The sequence below is a fragment of the Citrobacter sp. MGH110 genome, assembly GCF_001037515.1.
Classification (GTDB): Bacteria; Pseudomonadota; Gammaproteobacteria; order Enterobacterales; family Enterobacteriaceae; genus Citrobacter; species Citrobacter portucalensis.
The window spans coordinates 351,979-371,850 of sequence record NZ_KQ089830.1; the positions used below are offsets into that span (position 1 = coordinate 351,979).

Sequence of the window (19,872 nt, forward strand, 5' to 3'; positions counted from 1 at the left end):
ACACTCAGGTCAAAAATGGCCTGATACAGCAGACCGACAGGCATCCGTGCGGTGAATAGCAAAGCGCAGCATAGTACCCGTCAGATGGACCGGTTTCCAGAAATGATTGTCAATAACCGCATAAGCTATCAACGTATTAATAACATTTTTAAAAATTAAATATAATTTATAAACTTTATTTAATTATTTTTACTTAAGTGTTACCGTTGGTGCCGCTCGATTTTCACCTGCATTAAAAGCAAAAAAGCGATACTAAAAGTAAGGCATTAACATTATGAAAAAAGTGACTGCCATGCTCTTCACCATGGCCGTTGGGCTGAATGTTGTCTCGATGGCGGCAAAAGCGAAAGCGGCGGAAGAGCAGGAAACGGATGTACTGTTGATTGGCGGCGGCATCATGAGCGCCACGCTGGGAACCTATTTACAGGAGCTGGAGCCGCAATGGTCAATGACCATGGTTGAGCGACTGGATGGTGTAGCGCAGGAAAGCTCAAACGGCTGGAATAACGCCGGAACCGGCCACTCCGCACTGATGGAGCTGAACTACACGCCTAAAAAGGCCGACGGTAGCATCAGCATTGAAAAGGCAGTCGAAATTAACGAAGCCTTCCAGATTTCCCGCCAGTTTTGGGCCTATCAGGTCAATAATGGCGTAATGCATGAACCACGCTCGTTTATCACCACCGTTCCGCACATGAGTTTTGTCTGGGGTGACGAGAACGTGAACTTCCTTCGTGCCCGTTACACCGCACTGCAGCAGAGCACGCTGTTCCGTGGTATGCGCTATTCCGAAGACCACGCGCAGATCAAAGAGTGGGCGCCGCTGGTCATGGAAGGTCGCGATCCGCAGCAGAAAGTCGCGGCAACGCGTACCGAGATTGGTACTGACGTGAATTACGGCGAAATCACCCGCCAACTGATTACCTCATTGCAGAAAAAGCCCAACTTTGCGCTGCAGTTGAGCACCGAAGTGCGTGGCTTTAAGCGTAATGCCGATAATAGCTGGACTGTCACAGTCGCCGATCTGAAAAATAACGAAGCGGAACACGATATCAAGGCGAAGTTTGTCTTTATCGGTGCCGGTGGCGCTGCGCTGAAGCTGTTGCAGGAAACCGACATTCCGGAAGCGAAAGGCTATGCCGGATTCCCGGTGGGCGGGCAGTTCCTGGTTGCGGAAAACCCGGATGTGGTCAATCGCCACCTGGCGAAAGTGTACGGTCAGGCCTCCGTTGGCGCGCCGCCGATGTCTGTACCGCATATCGACACCCGTATCCTTGATGGCAAGCGCGTTGTGCTGTTTGGGCCATTCGCGACATTCTCCACCAAGTTCCTGAAGAATGGTTCATTGTGGGATCTGCTCAGCTCGACCACCACCTCAAACTTTATGCCGATGGTCAACGTGGGTCTGGATAACTTCGATCTGGTGAAATATCTGGTGAGCCAGGTGATGCTCAGCGACGACGACCGTTTTGCTGTGCTGCAAGAGTACTATCCGCAGGCGAAAAAAGAAGACTGGCGTTTATGGCAGGCTGGCCAGCGTGTGCAGATCATCAAAAGCGATGCGGAGAAGGGCGGCGTGCTGCGTCTGGGCACTGAAGTCGTCAGCGATAAAGAAGGCACGATTGCAGCGCTGCTGGGAGCTTCTCCGGGCGCATCAACCGCGGCACCGATCATGCTGCATCTGATGGAAAAAGTGTTTAAAGATAAAGTAGCCAGCCCCGAGTGGCAGGCGAAGCTGAAAACCATTATTCCGTCTTATGGTACTAAGCTGAACGGTAACGTTGAGGCTACGGAACAAGAGCTGCAGTACACCAGTGAGGTTCTGGGTCTGAAATATGACAAGCCGCAGGTTGCTGATGAAGCGCCGAAACCACAGCTGAAACCTCAGGCACAACCTCAGCCTGAACAGAAAGCCGTCGCGGATATCGCGCTGTAAAATAAAATGCCGGATGGCGCTGCTGCGCTTATCCGGCATTGTTTATGCGTCTGTAGGCCGGATAAGGCGGTACGCTGCCATCCGGCACATTCTCACTTAGCGCGCGACTGCGTCCTGAATTTTGTCTTCCGCTTTCCAGATACGGTATTTAACGTCCACGTTTTCCGGGGTATAGACCACAATCGGCAACTTGCTGTTGTAACGCAGCATGCCGTCATCACCCAGATGCGCAGTAATGAATTTCTTCTCTTTCTTACCGTCCGGGCAGGCCATCATGGTTGAAACCGGAGACGTAACTTTGTCAAAGACATAGTAGTCATATCCCCAACCCTCCAGCGTTTTGCTGTCCAGTTCTCCGCCCAGGCGGTGTTGGTTACAGTCAACTTCCAGCGTTTGTCCGATCAGCAGTTCTACTTTCAGAGTAGATTCATCTTTCTCAGGGGTAAGCTGGATAACCTGGCGCTTCATACCCTTTTCCGCCTTGGGATAAGGGGCGACTTTTTCCAGCGGCTGAGCGGCGGTATCGTTACTGGCAGCCCATGCAGAGGTGCTGGCAAAGGCGGCGAAAAGTACGGCAGGGACAATTGTCTTCATCTTATTGTTCACAGTGTTTCCTTTCTTCTGTCTTATGAACGAGTCTGTAGCAGGTTAACATATTTGGATAATCTATTAATCTGGATTTACTTATATTTAAAGTGTATTAGGTAGCGTTTCGTTTCCATGGTAGCGATATATCCTAGGAATTATCCTAATATTGAGATCTTTGTCTTTTTGAGTAAGTCGTTATATACATCGTTATATAACTCATTGAAATGTGAGCAAAAGCGCATTTTTTCCCGCCAACTCAACACTCCTTTGATCCGGCAACAGCATTTACCCCAATTGGGGTATGCACCTCTAACACATCCTGAAATATCTTACGGCTAAAAATAACTACTCATAAATAGTGCAGTTTTTTATGTCGTTCAACCCGCCGAGGGAGGGCGTCATTATGGAAGGACAATGTCATGGTTGATTTATCCCGTCGAGGCATGTTGACAGGCAGTTGGCGAAACGCCAGCGCAGGGATTCGTCCGCCGTGGAGCAAGGAAGACTCTCACTTTCTGGCCCATTGCCTCCGTTGTGACGCCTGCATCCAGGCGTGCGAAACCGACATCCTGCAGCGAGGCCAGGGTGGTTACCCGAGCGTAAATTTCAAACACGGCGAGTGCAGCTTTTGCTATGCCTGCGCAGAAGCCTGTCCCGAATCACTTTTTCTTCCGCGCCACACCAGGGCATGGGATCTGAATTTTACGATTGGGGAAAACTGTCTCGCACATCAGTCCGTTGAATGTCACCGCTGTCAGGATAGCTGTGAGCCCATGGCAATAACCTTTCGCCCCACGCTTTCCGGCATTTATCAGCCGCAGCTCGACAATCAGGACTGTAACGGATGTGGCGCCTGTGTCGCTATCTGCCCGGTATCAGCCATTAACGCGGAGTACAACCATGGACAATAACTGGCAGGTCTGCAGCCTGGTCGTTCAGGCCAAAAGCCAGCATATCAACGATATCGCCACGCAGTTGCGTTCCTTTTCCGGTTGCGAAGTTGCACTCAGCGATGTGGAAAGTGGTCAGTTGATTGTGGTGGTGGAAGCTGAGCAAAGTGAAACGCTAATGAAAACAATTGAGTCAGTACGCAACGTTGCGGGCGTACTGGCGGTGTCGCTGGTTTACCACCAGCAGGATGAGCAAGGTGAGGAAACACCATGAAACTCAGTCGTCGTAGCTTTATGAAAGCTAACGCCGTTGCGGCCGCTGCGGCGGCTGCCGGGTTAAGCGTGCCGGGCGTTGCCCGCGCGGTAGTCGGTCAGCAAGAAGCCATCAAATGGGACAAAGCCCCGTGCCGTTTTTGCGGGACAGGCTGTGGCGTATTGGTCGGAACGCAGCAAGGGCGTGTTGTGGCATGCCAGGGCGATCCGGATGCGCCGGTTAACCGTGGGCTTAACTGCATCAAAGGTTACTTCCTGCCGAAAATCATGTACGGAAAAGACCGTTTAACGCAGCCGATGCTGCGCATGAAAGACGGCAAGTATCACAAAGAAGGCGAGTTCACCCCGATTAGCTGGGACCAGGCCTTTGACGTGATGGAAGAGAAATTCAAAACGTCGATGAAAGAGAAAGGCCCGGAGTCTATCGGTATGTTCGGCTCTGGCCAGTGGACGATTTGGGAAGGTTATGCCGCTGCCAAATTGTTTAAAGCGGGTTTCCGTTCCAATAACATCGACCCGAACGCACGTCACTGCATGGCCTCAGCGGTAGTCGGTTTTATGCGTACCTTCGGTATGGATGAACCGATGGGCTGCTATGACGATATCGAACATGCGGATGCCTTCGTCCTGTGGGGCGCGAATATGGCAGAGATGCACCCGATCCTGTGGTCGCGCATCACCAACCGTCGTCTGTCCGATCCTAATGTTAACGTCGCGGTTCTTTCCACCTTCCAGCACCGCAGCTTTGAGCTGGCGGATAACGGTATGGTCTTCACGCCGCAAACCGATCTGGTGATCCTCAACTACATCGCGAACTACATCATTCAAAACAATGCGATTAACCAGGATTTCTTTAGCAAGCACGTTAACCTGCGTAAAGGCGTGACGGACATCGGCTACGGTCTGCGTCCAACCCATCCGCTGGAAAAAGCGGCGAAAAACCCGGGATCCGATGCTTCTGAACCGATGAGCTTTGAGGATTACAAAGCCTTCGTTGCTGAGTACACGCTGGATAAAACCGCCGAAATGACCGGTGTGCCGAAAGATCAGCTGGAACAGCTGGCGCAGCTGTATGCCGATCCGAAGAAAAAAGTCATCTCCTACTGGACGATGGGCTTTAACCAGCACACCCGCGGCGTGTGGGCCAACAACCTGGTCTATAACCTGCACTTGCTGACTGGCAAAATCTCCCAGCCAGGCTGCGGCCCGTTCTCTCTGACCGGCCAGCCTTCAGCGTGCGGCACCGCGCGTGAAGTCGGTACGTTCTCCCACCGTCTGCCTGCGGACATGGTGGTAACGAACGAAAAACACCGCGATATCTGTGAGAAGCACTGGAATATTCCGTCAGGGACCATTCCGGCAAAAGTTGGTCTGCACGCCGTGGCGCAAGACCGCGCGCTGAAAGATGGCAAGCTCAATGTCTACTGGGCGATGTGTACTAACAACATGCAGGCCGGTCCGAACATCAACGAAGAGCGTATGCCGGGCTGGCGCGATCCGCGTAACTTCATCATCGTCTCCGATCCGTACCCGACGATCAGCGCCCTGTCGGCTGACCTGATCCTGCCGACCGCGATGTGGGTAGAGAAAGAAGGCGCCTACGGGAACGCGGAACGCCGTACACAGTTCTGGCGTCAGCAAATTAAAGCGCCGGGCGAATCGAAATCGGATCTGTGGCAACTGGTGCAATTCTCTCGTCGCTTCAAAACAGAAGAAGTATGGCCGGAAGAGCTGCTGGCACAAAAACCGGAACTGCGCGGTAAAACGCTGTATGACGTGCTGTTTGCTACGCCAGCAGTAACGAAATTCCCAGTGACTGAACTGGCTGAAGATCAACTAAACGATGAATCCCGCGAGCTGGGCTTCTATCTGCAAAAAGGCTTGTTCGAAGAGTACGCCTGGTTTGGCCGCGGTCACGGGCACGATCTTGCCCCATTTGACGATTACCACAAAGCGCGCGGTTTACGCTGGCCGGTCGTTGAGGGTAAAGAGACCCAGTGGCGCTACAGCGAAGGCAACGACCCTTACGTGAAAGCAGGTGAAAGCTACAAGTTCTACGGTAAACCGGACGGTAAAGCGGTTATCTTCGCGCTGCCATTTGAGCCTGCTGCTGAAGCGCCGGATAAAGAATATGACCTGTGGCTGTCTACCGGACGTGTGCTGGAACACTGGCATACCGGCAGTATGACGCGTCGTGTGCCTGAACTGCACCGTGCTTTCCCGGAAGCCGTGCTGTTTATCCACCCGCTGGATGCAAAAGCACGCGATCTGCGCCGTGGCGATAAGGTCAAAGTGATTTCCCGTCGTGGCGAAGTGATTTCGATTGTTGAAACACGCGGTCGTAACCGTCCGCCGCAGGGGCTGGTGTATATGCCGTTCTTCGATGCCGCACAGCTGGTGAACAACCTGACGCTGGATGCGACGGATCCGCTCTCCAAAGAGACGGATTTCAAGAAGTGCGCCGTGAAACTGGCGAAGGTGTAACGCGTTATGTCCCGGTCAGCAAAACCCCAAAATGGCCGCCGCCGCTTTCTGCGCGATATGGTTCGCGCAGCGGGCGGGCTGGCCGTCGTTGGCGTGGCGCTGGGGTTGCAACAACAAACCGCACGCGCAACCGGCGTGCGGTTGCGCCCGCCAGGTGCACTGAGCGAGGAGGCATTCGCCAGCGCCTGCGTACGTTGTGGTCAGTGCGTTCAGGCATGTCCCTATGACACGCTGAAGCTGGCAACGCTGGCCTCCGGGCTGGCGGCCGGTACGCCATATTTTGTCGCCCGTGATATTCCCTGCGAAATGTGTGAGGACATTCCGTGTGCCAAAGTCTGCCCGAGCGGCGCGTTGGACAGGGAAATTGAATCCATTGACGATTCGCGTATGGGGCTGGCGGTACTGCTGGATCACGAAAACTGCCTCAACTATCAGGGATTACGCTGCGACGTTTGCTATCGCGAGTGCCCGAAAATTGATGAGGCGATCACCCTGGAGCTGGACCGCAACATGCGTACCGGCAAGCATGCGCGGTTTATTCCGACCGTGCACAGCGATGCCTGTACCGGCTGTGGGAAATGCGAAAAAGTCTGCGTACTGGAACAGCCAGCAATAAAAGTGCTGCCGCTGTCGCTGGCGAAAGGGGAGTTAGGACACCATTACCGCTTCGGTTGGCTGGAGGGGAACAATGGCAAATCGTAAACGTGATGCGGGGCGTGAAGCGCAGGCAAAAAAAGGGTGGTGGAAGAGTCATCGCTGGCTGCTGCTGCGTCGTTTGAGTCAGTTTCTGATACTGGCGATGTTCCTCAGCGGCCCGTGGCTTGGCGTGTGGATCCTGCATGGCAACTACAGTAGCAGCCTGTTGCTGGACGCTATCCCGTTCACCGATCCGCTGATTACTCTGCAAAGCCTGGCCAGCGGGCATCTGCCGGCGACGGTGGCGTTAACGGGAGCAGCCATCATCACGGTGCTGTATGCCCTGGCCGGTAAGCGGCTGTTTTGTAGCTGGGTTTGTCCCATGAACCCGGTTACCGATTTAGCCAGTTGGTTGCGCAGAAGGTTTGACCTGAATCAGTCCGCAACCCTGCCGCGCCATATACGGTACGTCCTGCTGGTGGTTATCCTGGTCGGTTCCGCCCTGACCGGTACGCTGTTGTGGGAGTGGATAAATCCAGTCTCTCTGCTTGGACGGAGCCTGGTAATGGGATTCGGTAGCGGAGCGCTGCTGATCCTCGCGCTGTTTTTATTTGATTTACTGGTCGTTGAGCATGGCTGGTGCGGGCATCTTTGCCCACTGGGTGCGCTGTATAGCGTGGTGGGAAGCAAAGGGGCATTAACCGTTTCGGCAAAAGAACGTAACAGATGTAACCGCTGTATGGATTGTTTTCATGTTTGCCCGGAACCGCATGTGCTACGTGCGCCGGTGCTGGATGAGCAAAGTCCGGTGCAGGTAACCAGCCGCGATTGCATGGCCTGCGGTCGCTGCGTGGATGTCTGTTCTGAGGATGTTTTTACAATAACAACACGATGGAGTTCGGGAGCGAAATCATGAAAAGCCATGACCTGATTAAGACGCTGTGTCAATGGACGGCCCTGCTTGCCCTGGTCGTCAGTGGGGCCGTTTGGGCTGCAAATGGAGTGGATCTGAGCCAGTCACCGGAAGTCTCAGGAACACAGGAAGGGGCGATTCGCATGCCGAAAGAGCAAGAGCGCATGCCGCTGAACTATGTGAATCAGCCGCCGATGGTTCCGCATAGCGTTGAAGGGTATCAGGTGACGACTAACACTAACCGCTGCCTGCAATGCCACGGTGTGGAAAGCTATCGCACTACCGGTGCGCCGCGCATCAGTCCGACGCACTTTATGGACAGCGACGGCAAGGTATTGGCTGAAGTTGCGCCGCGTCGTTATTTCTGCCTGCAATGTCACGTTCCGCAGGCTGACGCCGCGCCGATTGTTGAAAATACCTTCACCCCCTCGAAAGGTTACGGGAAATAAGAGGTCATTATGGAAAATTCTAACCGTAAACCAGGCTGGATTAAGCGCGTCTGGCAATGGTGGCGTCGCCCCAGCCGTCTGGCGCTCGGCACGCTGTTGTTAATCGGCTTTGTGGGCGGCATTATTTTCTGGGGCGGCTTTAATACCGGTATGGAAAAGGCCAATACAGAAGAGTTCTGCATTAGCTGTCACGAAATGCGCAATACGGTATACCAGGAATACATGGAAACCGTACACTACAACAACCGCAGTGGTGTGCGAGCGACTTGCCCTGATTGCCACGTCCCGCATGAGTGGGGCCCGAAAATGATTCGTAAGATCAAGGCCAGTAAAGAGCTGTACGCGAAAGCACTGGGGCTGATAGATACACCGCAGAAATTTGAAGACCATCGTCTGACGATGGCGCAAAATGAGTGGCGGCGTATGAAAGATAATAATTCGCAAGAGTGCCGAAACTGTCACAACTTCGAGTTTATGGATTTAACCGCCCAGAAAGGCGTTGCGGCCAAAATGCACGACCAGGCCGTGAAAGACGGGCAAACCTGTATTGACTGTCATAAAGGGATAGCGCACAAACTGCCTGATATGCGCGAAGTCAAACCGGGATTTTAACAGGATGTAGATAACCAGGTATGCTTGAAGCCAGAGAATTACTTTGCGAGCGAGATGACAGAATACTGTTCAGCAATCTGTCATTTCGCGTCAACGCAGGGGAATGGGTACAAATTACCGGCAGCAACGGCGCAGGGAAAACCACTCTGCTGCGGTTGCTTACCGGGCTGGCGCGTCCCGATGCAGGGGAGGTTTGCTGGCAAGAGCAGCCGCTGCATCACGTGCGGGACAGCTACCATCAGCAACTGCTGTGGATCGGACATCAGCCGGGGATAAAAACCCGGCTTTCGGCGTTGGAGAACCTGCGTTTCTTCCATCATGACGGCGACATTGCACAGTGTCTGGCTGCGCTGGCACAGGCGGGACTTGCCGGATATGAAGATATTCCGGTGAACCAGCTCTCCGCCGGACAACAGCGGCGCGTGGCGCTGGCCCGTTTGTGGCTGACCCGCGCCCGGCTGTGGATCCTCGATGAACCCTTTACCGCCATTGATGTGAACGGCGTTGAGCGACTGACTCAGCGTATGGCGCAGCATACGGAGCAGGGCGGTATTGTTATTCTCACCACCCACCAACCGCTCAATGTCGAAACCGATAAAGTGCGACGTATTGCGCTGACCAGCGAGAGGGCAACGCAATGATGTGGCGAATCTTCCGTTTAGAACTGCGAGTTGCGTTTCGTCATAGTGCGGAAATCGCCAATCCTTTATGGTTCTTCCTGATTGTTATTACGCTGTTCCCCCTGAGCATTGGGCCGGAGCCGCAGCTACTGGCGCGCATTGCGCCGGGCATCATTTGGGTTGCGGCGCTGCTGGCGTCATTGCTGGCGCTGGAACGCCTGTTTCGTGATGATCTGCAGGACGGCAGCCTTGAGCAACTGATGCTGCTGCCGTTACCGCTACCGGCCGTGGTGCTGGCGAAAGTGATGGCGCACTGGGTCGTGACCGGCCTGCCGCTGTTGATTCTCTCGCCGCTAGTGGCGCTGCTGCTGGGCATGGATATGTACGGCTGGAAAATTATGGCGCTGACGTTGTTACTCGGAACGCCGACGCTGAGCTTCCTCGGTGCGCCGGGTGTGGGGTTGACGGTGGGCTTAAAGCGCGGCGGCGTGTTGTTAAGCGTGCTGGTGCTCCCGCTCACCATACCCTTACTGATTTTTGCAACCGCCGCGATGGATGCGGCTTCTATGCACTTACCGGTTGAAGGGTACATGGCAATTCTGGGCGCGTTGCTGGTCGGCAGCGCCACGTTAAGCCCGTTTGCCACAGCCGCGGCGTTACGGATAAGCGTGCAGTAACGAGAATTAGATGTGTAGGCCGGGCAAGGCGCTCTGGCACAACGGATTTTAATTTATGGAGTCTGGTGACTGAACTATGTGGAAAACACTTCATCAATTGGCGATGCCCCCTCGGCTCTATCAGATCTGTGGCTGGTTTATCCCGTGGCTGGCGATTGCCAGCGCGGTGGTACTGATAACGGGATGGGTCTGGGGCTTTGGTTTTGCGCCTGCGGATTATCAGCAGGGGCAGAGCTATCGCATTATTTATCTGCACGTTCCGGCGGCAATCTGGTCGATGGGCATTTATGCCTCGATGGCTGTTGCCGCGTTTATCGGCCTGGTCTGGCAGATGAAAATGGCCAATCTGGCGCTGGCTGCGATGGCGCCGATTGGTGCAGTGTTTACCTTTATTGCGCTGGTGACCGGCTCCGCATGGGGCAAACCGATGTGGGGAACCTGGTGGGTCTGGGATGCCCGACTCACCTCTGAACTGGTGCTGCTGTTTCTCTACGTGGGCGCCATTGCGCTGTGGCATGCCTTTGACGACCGCCGTCTGGCTGGTCGTGCCGCCGGTATTCTGGTGCTGATTGGCGTGGTCAACTTACCGATTATCCACTATTCGGTTGAGTGGTGGAATACGCTGCATCAGGGTTCTACCCGCATGCAGCAAAGCATCGATCCGGCGATGCGTACGCCGCTGCGTCTGGCGATCGTCGGCTACCTGTTACTGTTTGTCACGCTGGCGCTGATGCGCATGCGTAACCTGATTTTGATGATGGAAAAACGCCGCCCGTGGGTGAGCGAACTGATCTTAAAAAGAGGCCGCCAATGACCCCTGCATTTGCATCATGGAGTGATTTTTTCGCGATGGGCGGCTACGCCTTGTATGTCTGGCTTGCCGTAGCGATGAGCGTTATCCCGCTGGTGGTGCTGGTACTGCATTCCACGTTACAACATCGCGCAATTTTACGCGGTGTGGCGCAGCAGCGGGCGAGAGAAGCGCGTATGCGTGCGGCGCAAGTGCAACGGGAGGCGGCGTGAATATTCGACGTAAAAATCGGTTATGGATAGCCTGTGCGGTACTGGCGGGTCTGGCGTTGACCATTACGCTGGTGCTTTATGCGCTGCGTTCTAATATTGACCTGTTCTATACGCCGGGAGAGATACTCTACGGTAAGCGCGAAACGCAGCAGATGCCCGAAGTCGGTCAGCGCCTGCGCGTGGGCGGAATGGTGATGCCCGGTAGCGTAAAGCGCGATCCGCAGTCGTTGAAGGTGAATTTCAGTATCTATGACGCCGAAGGTGTGGTGGATGTCACCTACGAAGGCATTCTGCCGGATCTGTTCCGCGAAGGGCAGGGTGTCGTTGTTCAGGGCGAACTGGACGAAGGAAATCATGTGCAGGCCAAAGAGGTTCTTGCCAAACATGATGAGAATTACACCCCGCCGGAAGTCGAAAAAGCGATGCAGGAAAACCATCGTCGCCCGGAAAGTGTTTATAAGGATAAAACGTCATGATGCCTGAAATTGGCAATGCGCTGTTGTGCCTTGCGCTCGGCGTGGCGTTACTACTGTCGGTCTATCCGCTGTGGGGCGTAGCGCGCGGCGACGTGCGAATGATGGCCTCCGCGCGGCCTTTTGCCTGGGTTCTGTTTATCTGTGTGATGGGGGCGTTCCTGATTCTGGTCAACGCCTTCGTGGTTAATGACTTTACCGTCACCTACGTTGCCAGCAACTCCAATACCCAGCTTCCGGTCTGGTATCGGGTGGCAGCAACCTGGGGGGCTCATGAAGGCTCGCTGTTGCTATGGGTGCTGCTGATGAGCGGCTGGACGTTCGCCGTTGCGGCGTTCAGCCAGCGAATGCCGCTGGACATCGTTGCTCGCGTGCTGGCGGTGATGGGGATGGTAAGCGTTGGCTTTCTGCTGTTTATTCTGTTTACCTCCAATCCGTTTGCCCGTACGTTGCCCAACTTCCCTATTGAAGGGCGCGACCTGAACCCGCTATTGCAGGATCCGGGACTGATTTTCCATCCGCCGTTACTGTACATGGGGTATGTCGGCTTCTCCGTGGCCTTTGCGTTTGCGATTGCCGCGCTGATGAGCGGACGACTGGACAGTACCTTCGCCCGTTTTTCGCGTCCGTGGACGCTGGCGGCGTGGGTGTTCCTGACGCTGGGTATTGTGCTCGGTTCGGCCTGGGCCTATTACGAGCTGGGCTGGGGCGGTTGGTGGTTCTGGGATCCGGTTGAGAACGCCTCGTTTATGCCATGGCTGGTGGGAACGGCGCTGATGCACTCGCTGTCGGTAACCGAACAGCGTGCCAGCTTTAAAGCCTGGACGCTGCTGCTGTCAATCTGCGCATTCTCGCTTTGCCTGTTAGGTACTTTCCTGGTGCGCTCCGGCGTGTTGGTATCGGTGCATGCCTTCGCCTCCGATCCGTCGCGCGGGATGTTTATTCTGGCCTTTATGGTATTGGTGATTGGCGGCTCCCTGCTGCTGTTTGCGGTGCGCGGTCACAAGGTCCGTTCACGGGTAAACAACGCGCTGTGGTCGCGTGAATCTCTGCTGTTGGGCAACAACGTTCTGCTGATTGCCGCCATGCTGGTGGTGCTCTTGGGCACGCTGCTGCCGCTGGTGCACAAACAGCTGGGTCTGGGCAGCATTTCGATTGGCGAACCGTTCTTCAACACTATGTTTACCTGGCTGATGGCGCCGTTCGCGCTGTTGCTGGGAATTGGGCCATTAGTGCGCTGGGGCCGTGACCGACCGCGTAAACTGAAAACGTTACTGATTATCGCGTTTGTCACCACGCTTGTTCTGTCGCTGCTGCTGCCGTGGTTGTTTGAGGATCGCATTGCCGCTATGACGGTGGTAGGGCTGGCGATGGCATGTTGGATATTTGTGCTGGCGATGTCCGAAGCGTTCCTGCGTGTTTCCCGCGGAACGAAGTTAACACCAAGCTATTGGGGCATGGTGTCGGGCCACGTTGGGCTGGCGATTACTATTGTCGGTATTGCCTTCAGCCAGAACTACAGCGTTGAACGCGATGTGCGCATGAAAGCGGGTGATAGCGTCAGTATCCATAACTATCAGTTCACGTTCCGCGAAGTGAAAGATATTACCGGACCTAACTACCGGGGTGGTGTCGCCATTATTGGCGTTACCCGAGATGGTAAACCGGAAGCCACGCTGCATGCGGAAAAACGCTTCTATAACAGCACCAGTTCGATGATGACCGAAGCGGCAATTGACGGCGGGTTCACGCGCGATCTGTACGCCGCGCTGGGTGAAGAACTGGATAACGGCGCATGGGCTGTGCGTCTGTACTACAAACCGTTTATTCGCTGGATTTGGGCCGGAGGATTGCTGATGGCGCTGGGCGGATTGTTCTGCCTGTTTGATCCACGCTATCGTCAGCGCGCGCGTCCTCGCGCCGCGGTGCAAAAAAATGCGTCGGAGGCTGTATGAAGCGCAACGCACTGTTAATTCCGTTTATTATTTTTCTGATCATTGCGGCGGCGCTGCTGTGGCAGCTGGCGCGTAACGCTCAGGGAGACGATCCCACGAATCTGGAATCGGCGCTGATCGGCAAACCCGTTCCGACATTCCGCCTGGAGTCGCTGGAGAATCCGGGTCAGCATTATCAGGCCGATGTGCTGACCCAGGGCAAACCGGTACTGCTGAACGTCTGGGCGACCTGGTGTCCGACCTGTCGTGCCGAACATCAGTATCTGAACCAGCTGTCTGCGCAAGGCGTGCGGGTGGTGGGTCTGAACTATAAAGACGATCGTCAGAAAGCCATTGTCTGGCTGAAAGAGCTGGGAAATCCTTACTCATTAAGCCTGTTTGACGGCGACGGTATGCTCGGTCTGGATCTTGGCGTGTACGGCGCGCCGGAAACGTTCCTGATCGACGGTAAAGGTATTATTCGCTATCGCCATGCTGGTGATTTGAATGCCAGGGTGTGGGAGAGCGAGCTCAAACCGTTGTGGGATAAGTACAGTAAGGAGGCTGCGCAATGAGATTTTTACTGGGCCTGCTGATGCTGGTTATCTCGGGATCTGCGCTGGCGACCATCGATGTGATGCAGTTTAAGGATGAAGCGCAGGAGCAGCAGTTCCGTCAGCTTACCGAACAGCTGCGCTGTCCTAAATGTCAGAACAACAGTATCGCCGATTCTAACTCGATGATTGCCACTGACCTGCGCCAGAAAGTGTACGAACTGATGCAGGAAGGAAAAAGTCAGAAAGAGATTGTCGACTACATGGTGGCGCGCTACGGCAACTTCGTCACCTACGATCCACCGTTGACGCCGCTTACAGTGCTTTTGTGGGTGATGCCGGTGGTAGCGATTGGTTTGGGCGGCTGGATTATTTTTGCCCGTACTCGCCGACGCGTCCGGGTGAAGCTGGAAGAGTTTCCTGACGACGTTATCCCGGATGGCAAGCGCGGTGGATTTGGGTTGTTTGTGCCCGGCATCGTGGTGGCGCTGATCGTTGGCGCGGTGAGCTATTATGAAACCGGCAGCTATAAGCAGGTTCAGGTCTGGCAGCAGGCCACCGCTCAGGCTCCGGCGCTGCTGGAACGCGCGTTGGATCCGAAAGCTGACCCGCTCAATGAAGAAGATATGACACGTCTGGCGCTGGGACTGCGCACGCGTTTACAAGCCGATCCTACAAACGTTGAAGGTTGGATCATGCTTGGGCGTATTGGCATGGTACTCGGTAACGCCAGTACGGCCACTGAAGCCTATGCCAATGCCTATCGACTGGATCCTAAAAACAGCGATGCGGCGCTGGGTTATGCGGAAGCACTGACCCGTTCATCCGATCCTGACGATAACCGCCGGGGAGGGGAGCTGTTACGCCAGCTGGTGCGCGGCGAGCATGCCAACGTGCGGGTTCTCAGCATGTACGCGTTTAACGCTTTTGAACAGCAGCGCTTCGGCGAGGCGGTTGCGGCGTGGGAGATGATGCTGAAATTATTACCGGCCAATGATACCCGTCGGGCGGTGATAGAACGCAGCATTAAGCAGGCGATGGAGCAGCTAACGCCGCAGGAGAAGTAAGAGTCCAGATTACCCGAAGGCGTGCTGCTTTCGGGCCTGTGCGAGCTTTGTAGGCCGGATAAGACGCTGCTGCGTCGTCATCCGGCATCTCATTGATTACTGCATGCCGCGCGTTTGCAAAAACAGGATGGTGGCAGCAACGCGAGAACGCACATTGAGTTTGCGCAGCAGGTTACGAATATGCACCTTCACCGTCTGTTCGGAAATATTCAGTACCGACGCAATCTGTTTATTCGACAGCCCCTGAGCCAGCTCGTGTAACACATCCAGCTCGCGTTCGGTGAGAATGCTGAATGGATCTTCCTGCGCACCAAACAGGTCACGTTCGCGCAGATATTCGCTAACACGAGCGCTAAACGCTTTACCACCTTTGGCGCCGTTACGAATGGCTTCCAGCAAGACTTCGGGATCGCTATCTTTCAGTAAATAACCATCCGCGCCGGCATCAATTAAGGCGTACACATCGCTGGCGGCATCCGATACGGTAAGAATAATAATTTGCGCGGTGACGCCGTCCCGACGCAGCGCATTCAGGGTGTCCAGCCCGCTCATACCTTTCATATTGAGATCCAGCAGGATCACATCAAGGTCCAGACGGTTTGCCAGATCGATAGCACTTGCGCCGTCGCCTGCTTCAGCGACTACGTCAAATGCGGGATCCAGTTGCAATAATTGACTAATTCCCCGCCGCATGAGTGGGTGGTCGTCGACAATCAGCACCCGAAAAGGCGTTACTTCAGGCATACTATTCTCCTGAGCTTTTATTAGTATCATTATTGTTTTCAGCGCATCAATCGTCCAGATTCATCGCGCTGATGAGAGGATGAATTTTACCCCAATTTGTGCATGGGTAAGTAGCAAAACCTGTGCTGAAGGCTGCTGTAAAACTCAGGAATGCGGAATCGCAGACATAAAAAAACCAACCCCAAGGGTTGGTTTTTTTAGGGATTTTTGGTCGGCACGAGAGGATTTGAACCTCCGACCCCCGACACCCCATGACGGTGCGCTACCAGGCTGCGCTACGTGCCGACGCTATGGCTGCTAATACTACTGCTTTCCGCTACGAATGCAAGAGGATGCCTCACTAACTGATTTATAATTAATCAGTTAGCAATAAATCGTTTCTCATCCGTCAGAACCTGTAGCAGCAGGCTGAGCTGCGGTTTCTGATCTTTTATTTTCTCGCCACGTAAATCATAGGTCTGATAATTTCCGTTGTTGTTCAGCACCAGCGTCATCTCTGGCGTAGTCACTGCCATCGTGCTGCCGTCAGCGGCGGTCACCCAGTAATGGCGACGTGTAGCATTGAACAAATCCTGCCCCTGCGAGTATTCGTTAGCCGGCGTGCTGACATGCAGCAGGCGCTGCATCAGCGTCGTCATCAGGTCTGTATGATCGGTCAGGCTATTGATACGCTGGGCAGGTGTTCCCGGCCAGTGAATCACCAGAGGAACCTGCAGATGACCGCGCGACCAGGCAAAGTTGTTCTCTTCCTGAGTCAGTGGCACACCGCGGCCAGCGGTAATAATCACCACCGTGTTGTCCAGTTTACCCGAGTCGCGCAGGGCGCTAAGAACACGGTTAATATTGGCATCCACATCCTGAGCGGCGCTGGCGTAGCGTTTGGCAAAGTTCTTCTGGTTACTGTCATCAAGGTTTGTCCCGTTAAAGGAGACCCAGGAGAACCAGCGATTATCTTCCTGCGCGTAGCGTCCCAGCCAGTTAATCCATTGACTTGCGGTTTGCTCATCAGATTGCGTTTGCACGCTCGGCATGGAGAAGTCTGACAGCAGCGCCTGACGATAAAGCGGGCTGGTAAAGCCATCCGAGGAGAATAGCCCTAACTGATAACCCTGCTGGTTCAGTGCAGAGATCAGCGCCGCAGGCGTTCGGGTCGACAAAATACCGTCCATGTAGCTTGGCGATACACCATAGAACAGGCCAAAGATCCCGTTATCCGTGGTGTTGCCTGAGCTCATGTGACGCGTAAAGGAGATATTCTGCCCGGCAAACTCAGCCAGCGCAGGCATCTGTTTTTCAAAGCGTGAGTAGTTCAGGCCGTCTACGGTGATCAGCAGAACGTTCTGGCCGGTGCCCATATCGCGATAGTGCAGTTCGCTGAGCGGGTACTGCACGGAAACCGCTTCCGGATTGCCCTGTTCGATCAGACGGCGTTGATATTCTTGCGCATCCAACAGGCCATGTTTTTCCAGAAACTTACGCGCCGTCATCGGGTAGGAGAGCGGCAGGTTTGCGCGCTGCATGGTAATCGGGCGATAGAAATTGGCATCTGCCCAGATATACACCACATGCGAGGCGATAAAAGAAACGAAGAAGAATGCCGCTAACGGTTTGGCGAAATGGCGACGACGCGTCAGGCTGCGCAGCTTTTGCCAGCTCCAGGTCGCAAACAACATTTCTATTAACAGGATAACCGGCACGCTGATAAACAACAGTTGCCAGTCACGCGCCGCTTCGTTCTGGTCAGGATTAATGACCAGTTCCCAGACTATCGGGTTAAGGTGCAGGTGGAAGCGGGTGAAAACTTCGCTGTCGATTAACAACAGCGTCATGCCAGCTGTCGCCAGAATAGCTGATAAGAATCGCATCAGCCTCTGGGACATGACGATAAACGTCAGGGGAAACAGGATTAGCAGATAGGTGGCAAACACCAGAAAGCTAAAATGCCCGACAACGCTCAGGTAGGAATAAACACGACCTGCAAGGGTTGTCGGCCAGTCGGCGACAAACAGGTAACGGCTACCGAGAACCATTGCCAACAGAATGTTGAACAAGGCAAACCAGTGCCCCCAGCTAACCATCTGGGAGACTTTCTCACGGTAGCGCTGACGATGAGTTACCATAAACTGTTGTTCGTTTCCCCGGAGCAGGCTCTTAATGCGCTTGGTCGTCGTTTACCGAAGACTGCAATGCGCGGGCAAAAGAGTTGGCAATCGCCTGGCGCTGGGCCGGTGCGATGCTTGTATTGATAAGGTTAGTCACCATGTTTCCCAGAACCATCAGGGAAAGGTCGGTCGGCGCCTTATGTTTTTCCAGTACGTTGAGCATCTCATTCAGCAGTTGTTCAACGTGTTCGTCACTATAGCGGGAAATTTGTGGCATAAATCGAAATCAGTCTGTTCATGAAAGGGCAACATATTACCGTACAGACAGTTTTTTTTCTGCTTTTTTATCTTCTATTGCGTCACTGCCCGGCAGGTGGTTGAATACCGCCCGGTCTAAAAGGAGAGTTTATCATGAGTCTGGATATCAACCAGATTGCCCTGCACCAGCTTATCAAACGTGACGAGCAGAACCTTGAGCTGGTCTTGCGCGATTCATTACTGGAACCGACAGCGACGGTTGTCGATATGATGGCTGAGTTGCATCGGGTGTATAGCGCCAAGAATAAAGCCTATGGCCTGTTTAGCGAAGAGAGTGAACTGGCGCAAACGCTGCGTTTACAGCGTCAGGGCGAAGAGGATTTTCTGGCATTTAGTCGTGCCGCGACCGGACGCTTGCGGGACGAGCTGGCGAAATATCCTTTTGCCGACGGCGGCATTGTCCTGTTCTGCCATTACCGCTATCTGGCGGTAGAGTATCTGCTGGTCGCCGTGCTGAACAATTTAAGCAGCATGCGCGTCAATGAAAATTTGGATATCAATCCGACGCACTATCTGGATATCAATCATGCGGACATCGTGGCGCGTATTGATTTAACCGAGTGGGAAACCAATCCGGAGTCCACGCGCTATCTGACGTTCCTGAAAGGGCGGGTAGGGCGCAAAGTCGCCGATTTCTTTATGGATTTCCTCGGTGCCAGTGAAGGTTTGAACGCCAAAGCACAAAACCGTGGCCTGCTGCAGGCGCTCGATGACTTTACCAATGAGGCTCAACTCGATAAAGCCGAACGCCAGAACGTGCGTCAGCAGGTGTACAGCTACTGTAACGAGCAGCTGCAGGCTGGTGAAGAGATCGAACTGGAGTCGCTGTCTAAAGAGCTTTCCGGCGTCAGTGAAGTCAGCTTCAGCGAATTTACCGCTGATAAAGGCTACGAGCTGGAAGAGAGCTTCCCTGCGGATCGCAGTACGCTGCGTCAGTTAACCAAATTTGCCGGTAGCGGCGGTGGGTTAACCATTAACTTCGACGCTATGTTACTGGGTGAACGTATTTTCTGGGATCCGGCTACAGATACGTTGACCATCAAAGGTACGCCGCCGAACCTGCGCGACCAGCTGCAGCGCCGCACGTCTGGCGGGAAATAAAACCGTGTGCCGGGTGAGAGCGTTAACGCCTTATCCGGTCGACGAGAACCATCAGTATCGATGACAAAACCCCATAAAAAAACCCCGCCTTGGCGGGGTTTTTCTTCAACTTGTTTGCGATTACGCGCGAACGAAGTCGATGTGGGACAGCTTCGGCTTGAACGGGTGACGCTGTACAGCCTGAGCTTTAACTTTAACTTCTTTACCGTCAACAACGATGGTCAGAACTTCGCTGTAGAATTCAGCTTTAGCTTGCATGTTCATAACTGCATCGTGATCCAGTTCGATAGCAATCGGGGCTTCTGCGCCACCGTAGATGATTGCCGGGAACTTGTTAGCGGCACGCAGGCGGCGGCTCGCACCCTTACCCTGCTCTTTACGTACTTCAGCGTTGATAGTAAACATTTAAATCTCTCTTTAATAATTCCTGCTACAGGCGACCCAGCAACAGGTAAGTGATCTGCTTTGCGTATGCAAA

The 19,872-nt window shown here is 54.1% G+C and carries 22 protein-coding genes and 1 tRNA gene; 17 read left to right on the forward strand and 6 right to left on the reverse strand.

Annotated features, from left to right (window positions below; all coding sequences use genetic code 11):
• Nucleotides 1–274 precede the first annotated feature (274 nt).
• Nucleotides 275–1,936, forward strand: a complete 1,662-nt coding sequence (gene mqo / locus SK38_RS01600; RefSeq protein WP_048234879.1) for a malate dehydrogenase (quinone) — start codon at nt 275–277, stop codon at nt 1,934–1,936.
• 96 nt (nt 1,937–2,032) lie between these two features.
• On the opposite strand, the gene eco is transcribed toward mqo, so the two are convergent.
• On the reverse strand, nt 2,033–2,530 hold the full coding sequence (gene eco / locus SK38_RS01605; RefSeq protein ID WP_048216405.1) for a serine protease inhibitor ecotin: 498 nt from the start codon (nt 2,528–2,530) through the stop codon (nt 2,033–2,035).
• 413 nt (nt 2,531–2,943) lie between these two features.
• On the opposite strand from eco, the gene napF reads away from it, so the two are divergent.
• The 15 genes from napF (at nt 2,944) to SK38_RS01680 (ending at nt 15,129) form a co-directional block, all read left to right on the forward strand.
• Nucleotides 2,944–3,435, forward strand: coding sequence for a ferredoxin-type protein NapF (gene napF / locus SK38_RS01610; RefSeq protein WP_003027564.1), 492 nt, complete (start codon nt 2,944–2,946; stop codon nt 3,433–3,435).
• Nucleotides 3,425–3,688, forward strand: coding sequence for a chaperone NapD (gene napD / locus SK38_RS01615; RefSeq protein WP_048215888.1), 264 nt, complete (start codon nt 3,425–3,427; stop codon nt 3,686–3,688). Before napF ends, napD begins: the two co-directional genes overlap by 11 nt.
• Nucleotides 3,685–6,171, forward strand: coding sequence for a nitrate reductase catalytic subunit NapA (gene napA / locus SK38_RS01620; protein ID WP_008785300.1), 2,487 nt, complete (start codon nt 3,685–3,687; stop codon nt 6,169–6,171). Before napD ends, napA begins: the two co-directional genes overlap by 4 nt.
• Nucleotides 6,172–6,177: 6 nt before the next feature.
• Nucleotides 6,178–6,873: a ferredoxin-type protein NapG gene (gene napG / locus SK38_RS01625; protein ID WP_003834629.1), complete on the forward strand. Its 696-nt coding sequence runs from the start codon at nt 6,178–6,180 to the stop codon at nt 6,871–6,873.
• Nucleotides 6,860–7,723 carry a quinol dehydrogenase ferredoxin subunit NapH gene (napH, locus tag SK38_RS01630; RefSeq protein WP_003027552.1) on the forward strand — a complete coding sequence of 288 codons (864 nt, stop codon included), beginning with the start codon at nt 6,860–6,862 and terminating at the stop codon, nt 7,721–7,723. Before napG ends, napH begins: the two co-directional genes overlap by 14 nt.
• Complete coding sequence (gene napB, locus SK38_RS01635) at nt 7,720–8,169, forward strand: nitrate reductase cytochrome c-type subunit (protein ID WP_003834627.1); 450 nt, start codon at nt 7,720–7,722, stop codon at nt 8,167–8,169. The genes napH and napB overlap by 4 nt, the downstream gene beginning before the upstream one ends.
• Nucleotides 8,170–8,178: 9 nt before the next feature.
• On the forward strand, nt 8,179–8,781 hold the full coding sequence (napC, locus tag SK38_RS01640) for a cytochrome c-type protein NapC (RefSeq protein ID WP_003027548.1): 603 nt from the start codon (nt 8,179–8,181) through the stop codon (nt 8,779–8,781).
• Between the two features lie 20 nt (nt 8,782–8,801).
• A complete protein-coding gene (gene ccmA / locus SK38_RS01645; RefSeq protein ID WP_008785298.1) occupies nt 8,802–9,422 on the forward strand; it encodes a cytochrome c biogenesis heme-transporting ATPase CcmA in 621 nt (206 codons plus the stop codon).
• A complete protein-coding gene (gene ccmB, locus SK38_RS01650; RefSeq protein WP_048234881.1) occupies nt 9,419–10,078 on the forward strand; it encodes a heme exporter protein CcmB in 660 nt (219 codons plus the stop codon). Before ccmA ends, ccmB begins: the two co-directional genes overlap by 4 nt.
• Nucleotides 10,079–10,154: 76 nt before the next feature.
• On the forward strand, nt 10,155–10,892 hold the full coding sequence (locus SK38_RS01655; protein WP_003027538.1) for a heme ABC transporter permease: 738 nt from the start codon (nt 10,155–10,157) through the stop codon (nt 10,890–10,892).
• A complete protein-coding gene (ccmD, locus tag SK38_RS01660) occupies nt 10,889–11,101 on the forward strand; it encodes a heme exporter protein CcmD (protein WP_048215892.1) in 213 nt (70 codons plus the stop codon). The genes SK38_RS01655 and ccmD overlap by 4 nt, the downstream gene beginning before the upstream one ends.
• The gene (gene ccmE / locus SK38_RS01665) at nt 11,098–11,577 is read left to right on the forward strand and encodes a cytochrome c maturation protein CcmE (RefSeq protein WP_003834619.1); all 480 of its coding nucleotides are present in this window, start codon (nt 11,098–11,100) and stop codon (nt 11,575–11,577) included. The genes ccmD and ccmE overlap by 4 nt, the downstream gene beginning before the upstream one ends.
• A complete protein-coding gene (locus tag SK38_RS01670) occupies nt 11,574–13,529 on the forward strand; it encodes a heme lyase CcmF/NrfE family subunit (RefSeq protein ID WP_008785295.1) in 1,956 nt (651 codons plus the stop codon). The genes ccmE and SK38_RS01670 overlap by 4 nt, the downstream gene beginning before the upstream one ends.
• Nucleotides 13,526–14,083, forward strand: a complete 558-nt coding sequence (dsbE, locus tag SK38_RS01675) for a thiol:disulfide interchange protein DsbE (RefSeq protein ID WP_048234882.1) — start codon at nt 13,526–13,528, stop codon at nt 14,081–14,083. Before SK38_RS01670 ends, dsbE begins: the two co-directional genes overlap by 4 nt.
• Nucleotides 14,080–15,129, forward strand: a complete 1,050-nt coding sequence (locus SK38_RS01680) for a cytochrome c-type biogenesis protein CcmH (RefSeq protein WP_032944027.1) — start codon at nt 14,080–14,082, stop codon at nt 15,127–15,129. The genes dsbE and SK38_RS01680 overlap by 4 nt, the downstream gene beginning before the upstream one ends.
• Before the next feature lie 96 nt (nt 15,130–15,225).
• On the opposite strand, the gene narP is transcribed toward SK38_RS01680, so the two are convergent.
• The 4 genes from narP to SK38_RS01700 form a co-directional block, all read right to left on the reverse strand.
• The gene (gene narP / locus SK38_RS01685; protein WP_003834605.1) at nt 15,226–15,873 is read right to left on the reverse strand and encodes a nitrate/nitrite response regulator protein NarP; all 648 of its coding nucleotides are present in this window, start codon (nt 15,871–15,873) and stop codon (nt 15,226–15,228) included.
• Between the two features lie 208 nt (nt 15,874–16,081).
• A tRNA-Pro gene (locus SK38_RS01690) sits at nt 16,082–16,158 on the reverse strand.
• Between the two features lie 74 nt (nt 16,159–16,232).
• Entirely contained in the window at nt 16,233–17,993 is a 1,761-nt protein-coding gene (yejM, locus tag SK38_RS01695; RefSeq protein ID WP_003834595.1) for an LPS biosynthesis-modulating metalloenzyme YejM, read from the reverse strand.
• A gap of 31 nt (nt 17,994–18,024) precedes the next feature.
• The gene (locus SK38_RS01700) at nt 18,025–18,252 is read right to left on the reverse strand and encodes a YejL family protein (protein WP_003027506.1); all 228 of its coding nucleotides are present in this window, start codon (nt 18,250–18,252) and stop codon (nt 18,025–18,027) included.
• A gap of 134 nt (nt 18,253–18,386) precedes the next feature.
• Between SK38_RS01700 and yejK the strand changes: the two genes are divergently transcribed.
• Entirely contained in the window at nt 18,387–19,394 is a 1,008-nt protein-coding gene (gene yejK, locus SK38_RS01705; RefSeq protein WP_048234884.1) for a nucleoid-associated protein YejK, read from the forward strand.
• 120 nt (nt 19,395–19,514) lie between these two features.
• On the opposite strand, the gene rplY is transcribed toward yejK, so the two are convergent.
• A complete protein-coding gene (rplY, locus tag SK38_RS01710; RefSeq protein WP_003027502.1) occupies nt 19,515–19,799 on the reverse strand; it encodes a 50S ribosomal protein L25 in 285 nt (94 codons plus the stop codon).
• Nucleotides 19,800–19,872 lie beyond the last annotated feature (73 nt).

Excerpts from the sequence above, each read along its gene's own strand:
- mqo (WP_048234879.1), top strand. The coding sequence starts at position 275 with ATGAAAAAAGTGACTGCCATGCTCTTCACCATGGCCGTTGGGCTGAAT.
- eco (WP_048216405.1), bottom strand. The coding sequence starts at position 2,530 with ATGAAGACAATTGTCCCTGCCGTACTTTTCGCCGCCTTTGCCAGCACC.
- napF (WP_003027564.1), top strand. The coding sequence starts at position 2,944 with ATGGTTGATTTATCCCGTCGAGGCATGTTGACAGGCAGTTGGCGAAAC.
- napD (WP_048215888.1), top strand. The coding sequence starts at position 3,425 with ATGGACAATAACTGGCAGGTCTGCAGCCTGGTCGTTCAGGCCAAAAGC.
- napA (WP_008785300.1), top strand. The coding sequence starts at position 3,685 with ATGAAACTCAGTCGTCGTAGCTTTATGAAAGCTAACGCCGTTGCGGCC.
- napG (WP_003834629.1), top strand. The coding sequence starts at position 6,178 with ATGTCCCGGTCAGCAAAACCCCAAAATGGCCGCCGCCGCTTTCTGCGC.
- napH (WP_003027552.1), top strand. The coding sequence starts at position 6,860 with ATGGCAAATCGTAAACGTGATGCGGGGCGTGAAGCGCAGGCAAAAAAA.
- napB (WP_003834627.1), top strand. The coding sequence starts at position 7,720 with ATGAAAAGCCATGACCTGATTAAGACGCTGTGTCAATGGACGGCCCTG.
- napC (WP_003027548.1), top strand. The coding sequence starts at position 8,179 with ATGGAAAATTCTAACCGTAAACCAGGCTGGATTAAGCGCGTCTGGCAA.
- ccmA (WP_008785298.1), top strand. The coding sequence starts at position 8,802 with ATGCTTGAAGCCAGAGAATTACTTTGCGAGCGAGATGACAGAATACTG.
- ccmB (WP_048234881.1), top strand. The coding sequence starts at position 9,419 with ATGATGTGGCGAATCTTCCGTTTAGAACTGCGAGTTGCGTTTCGTCAT.
- SK38_RS01655 (WP_003027538.1), top strand. The coding sequence starts at position 10,155 with ATGTGGAAAACACTTCATCAATTGGCGATGCCCCCTCGGCTCTATCAG.
- ccmD (WP_048215892.1), top strand. The coding sequence starts at position 10,889 with ATGACCCCTGCATTTGCATCATGGAGTGATTTTTTCGCGATGGGCGGC.
- SK38_RS01670 (WP_008785295.1), top strand. The coding sequence starts at position 11,574 with ATGATGCCTGAAATTGGCAATGCGCTGTTGTGCCTTGCGCTCGGCGTG.
- dsbE (WP_048234882.1), top strand. The coding sequence starts at position 13,526 with ATGAAGCGCAACGCACTGTTAATTCCGTTTATTATTTTTCTGATCATT.
- SK38_RS01680 (WP_032944027.1), top strand. The coding sequence starts at position 14,080 with ATGAGATTTTTACTGGGCCTGCTGATGCTGGTTATCTCGGGATCTGCG.
- narP (WP_003834605.1), bottom strand. The coding sequence starts at position 15,873 with ATGCCTGAAGTAACGCCTTTTCGGGTGCTGATTGTCGACGACCACCCA.
- yejM (WP_003834595.1), bottom strand. The coding sequence starts at position 17,993 with ATGGTAACTCATCGTCAGCGCTACCGTGAGAAAGTCTCCCAGATGGTT.
- SK38_RS01700 (WP_003027506.1), bottom strand. The coding sequence starts at position 18,252 with ATGCCACAAATTTCCCGCTATAGTGACGAACACGTTGAACAACTGCTG.
- yejK (WP_048234884.1), top strand. The coding sequence starts at position 18,387 with ATGAGTCTGGATATCAACCAGATTGCCCTGCACCAGCTTATCAAACGT.
- rplY (WP_003027502.1), bottom strand. The coding sequence starts at position 19,799 with ATGTTTACTATCAACGCTGAAGTACGTAAAGAGCAGGGTAAGGGTGCG.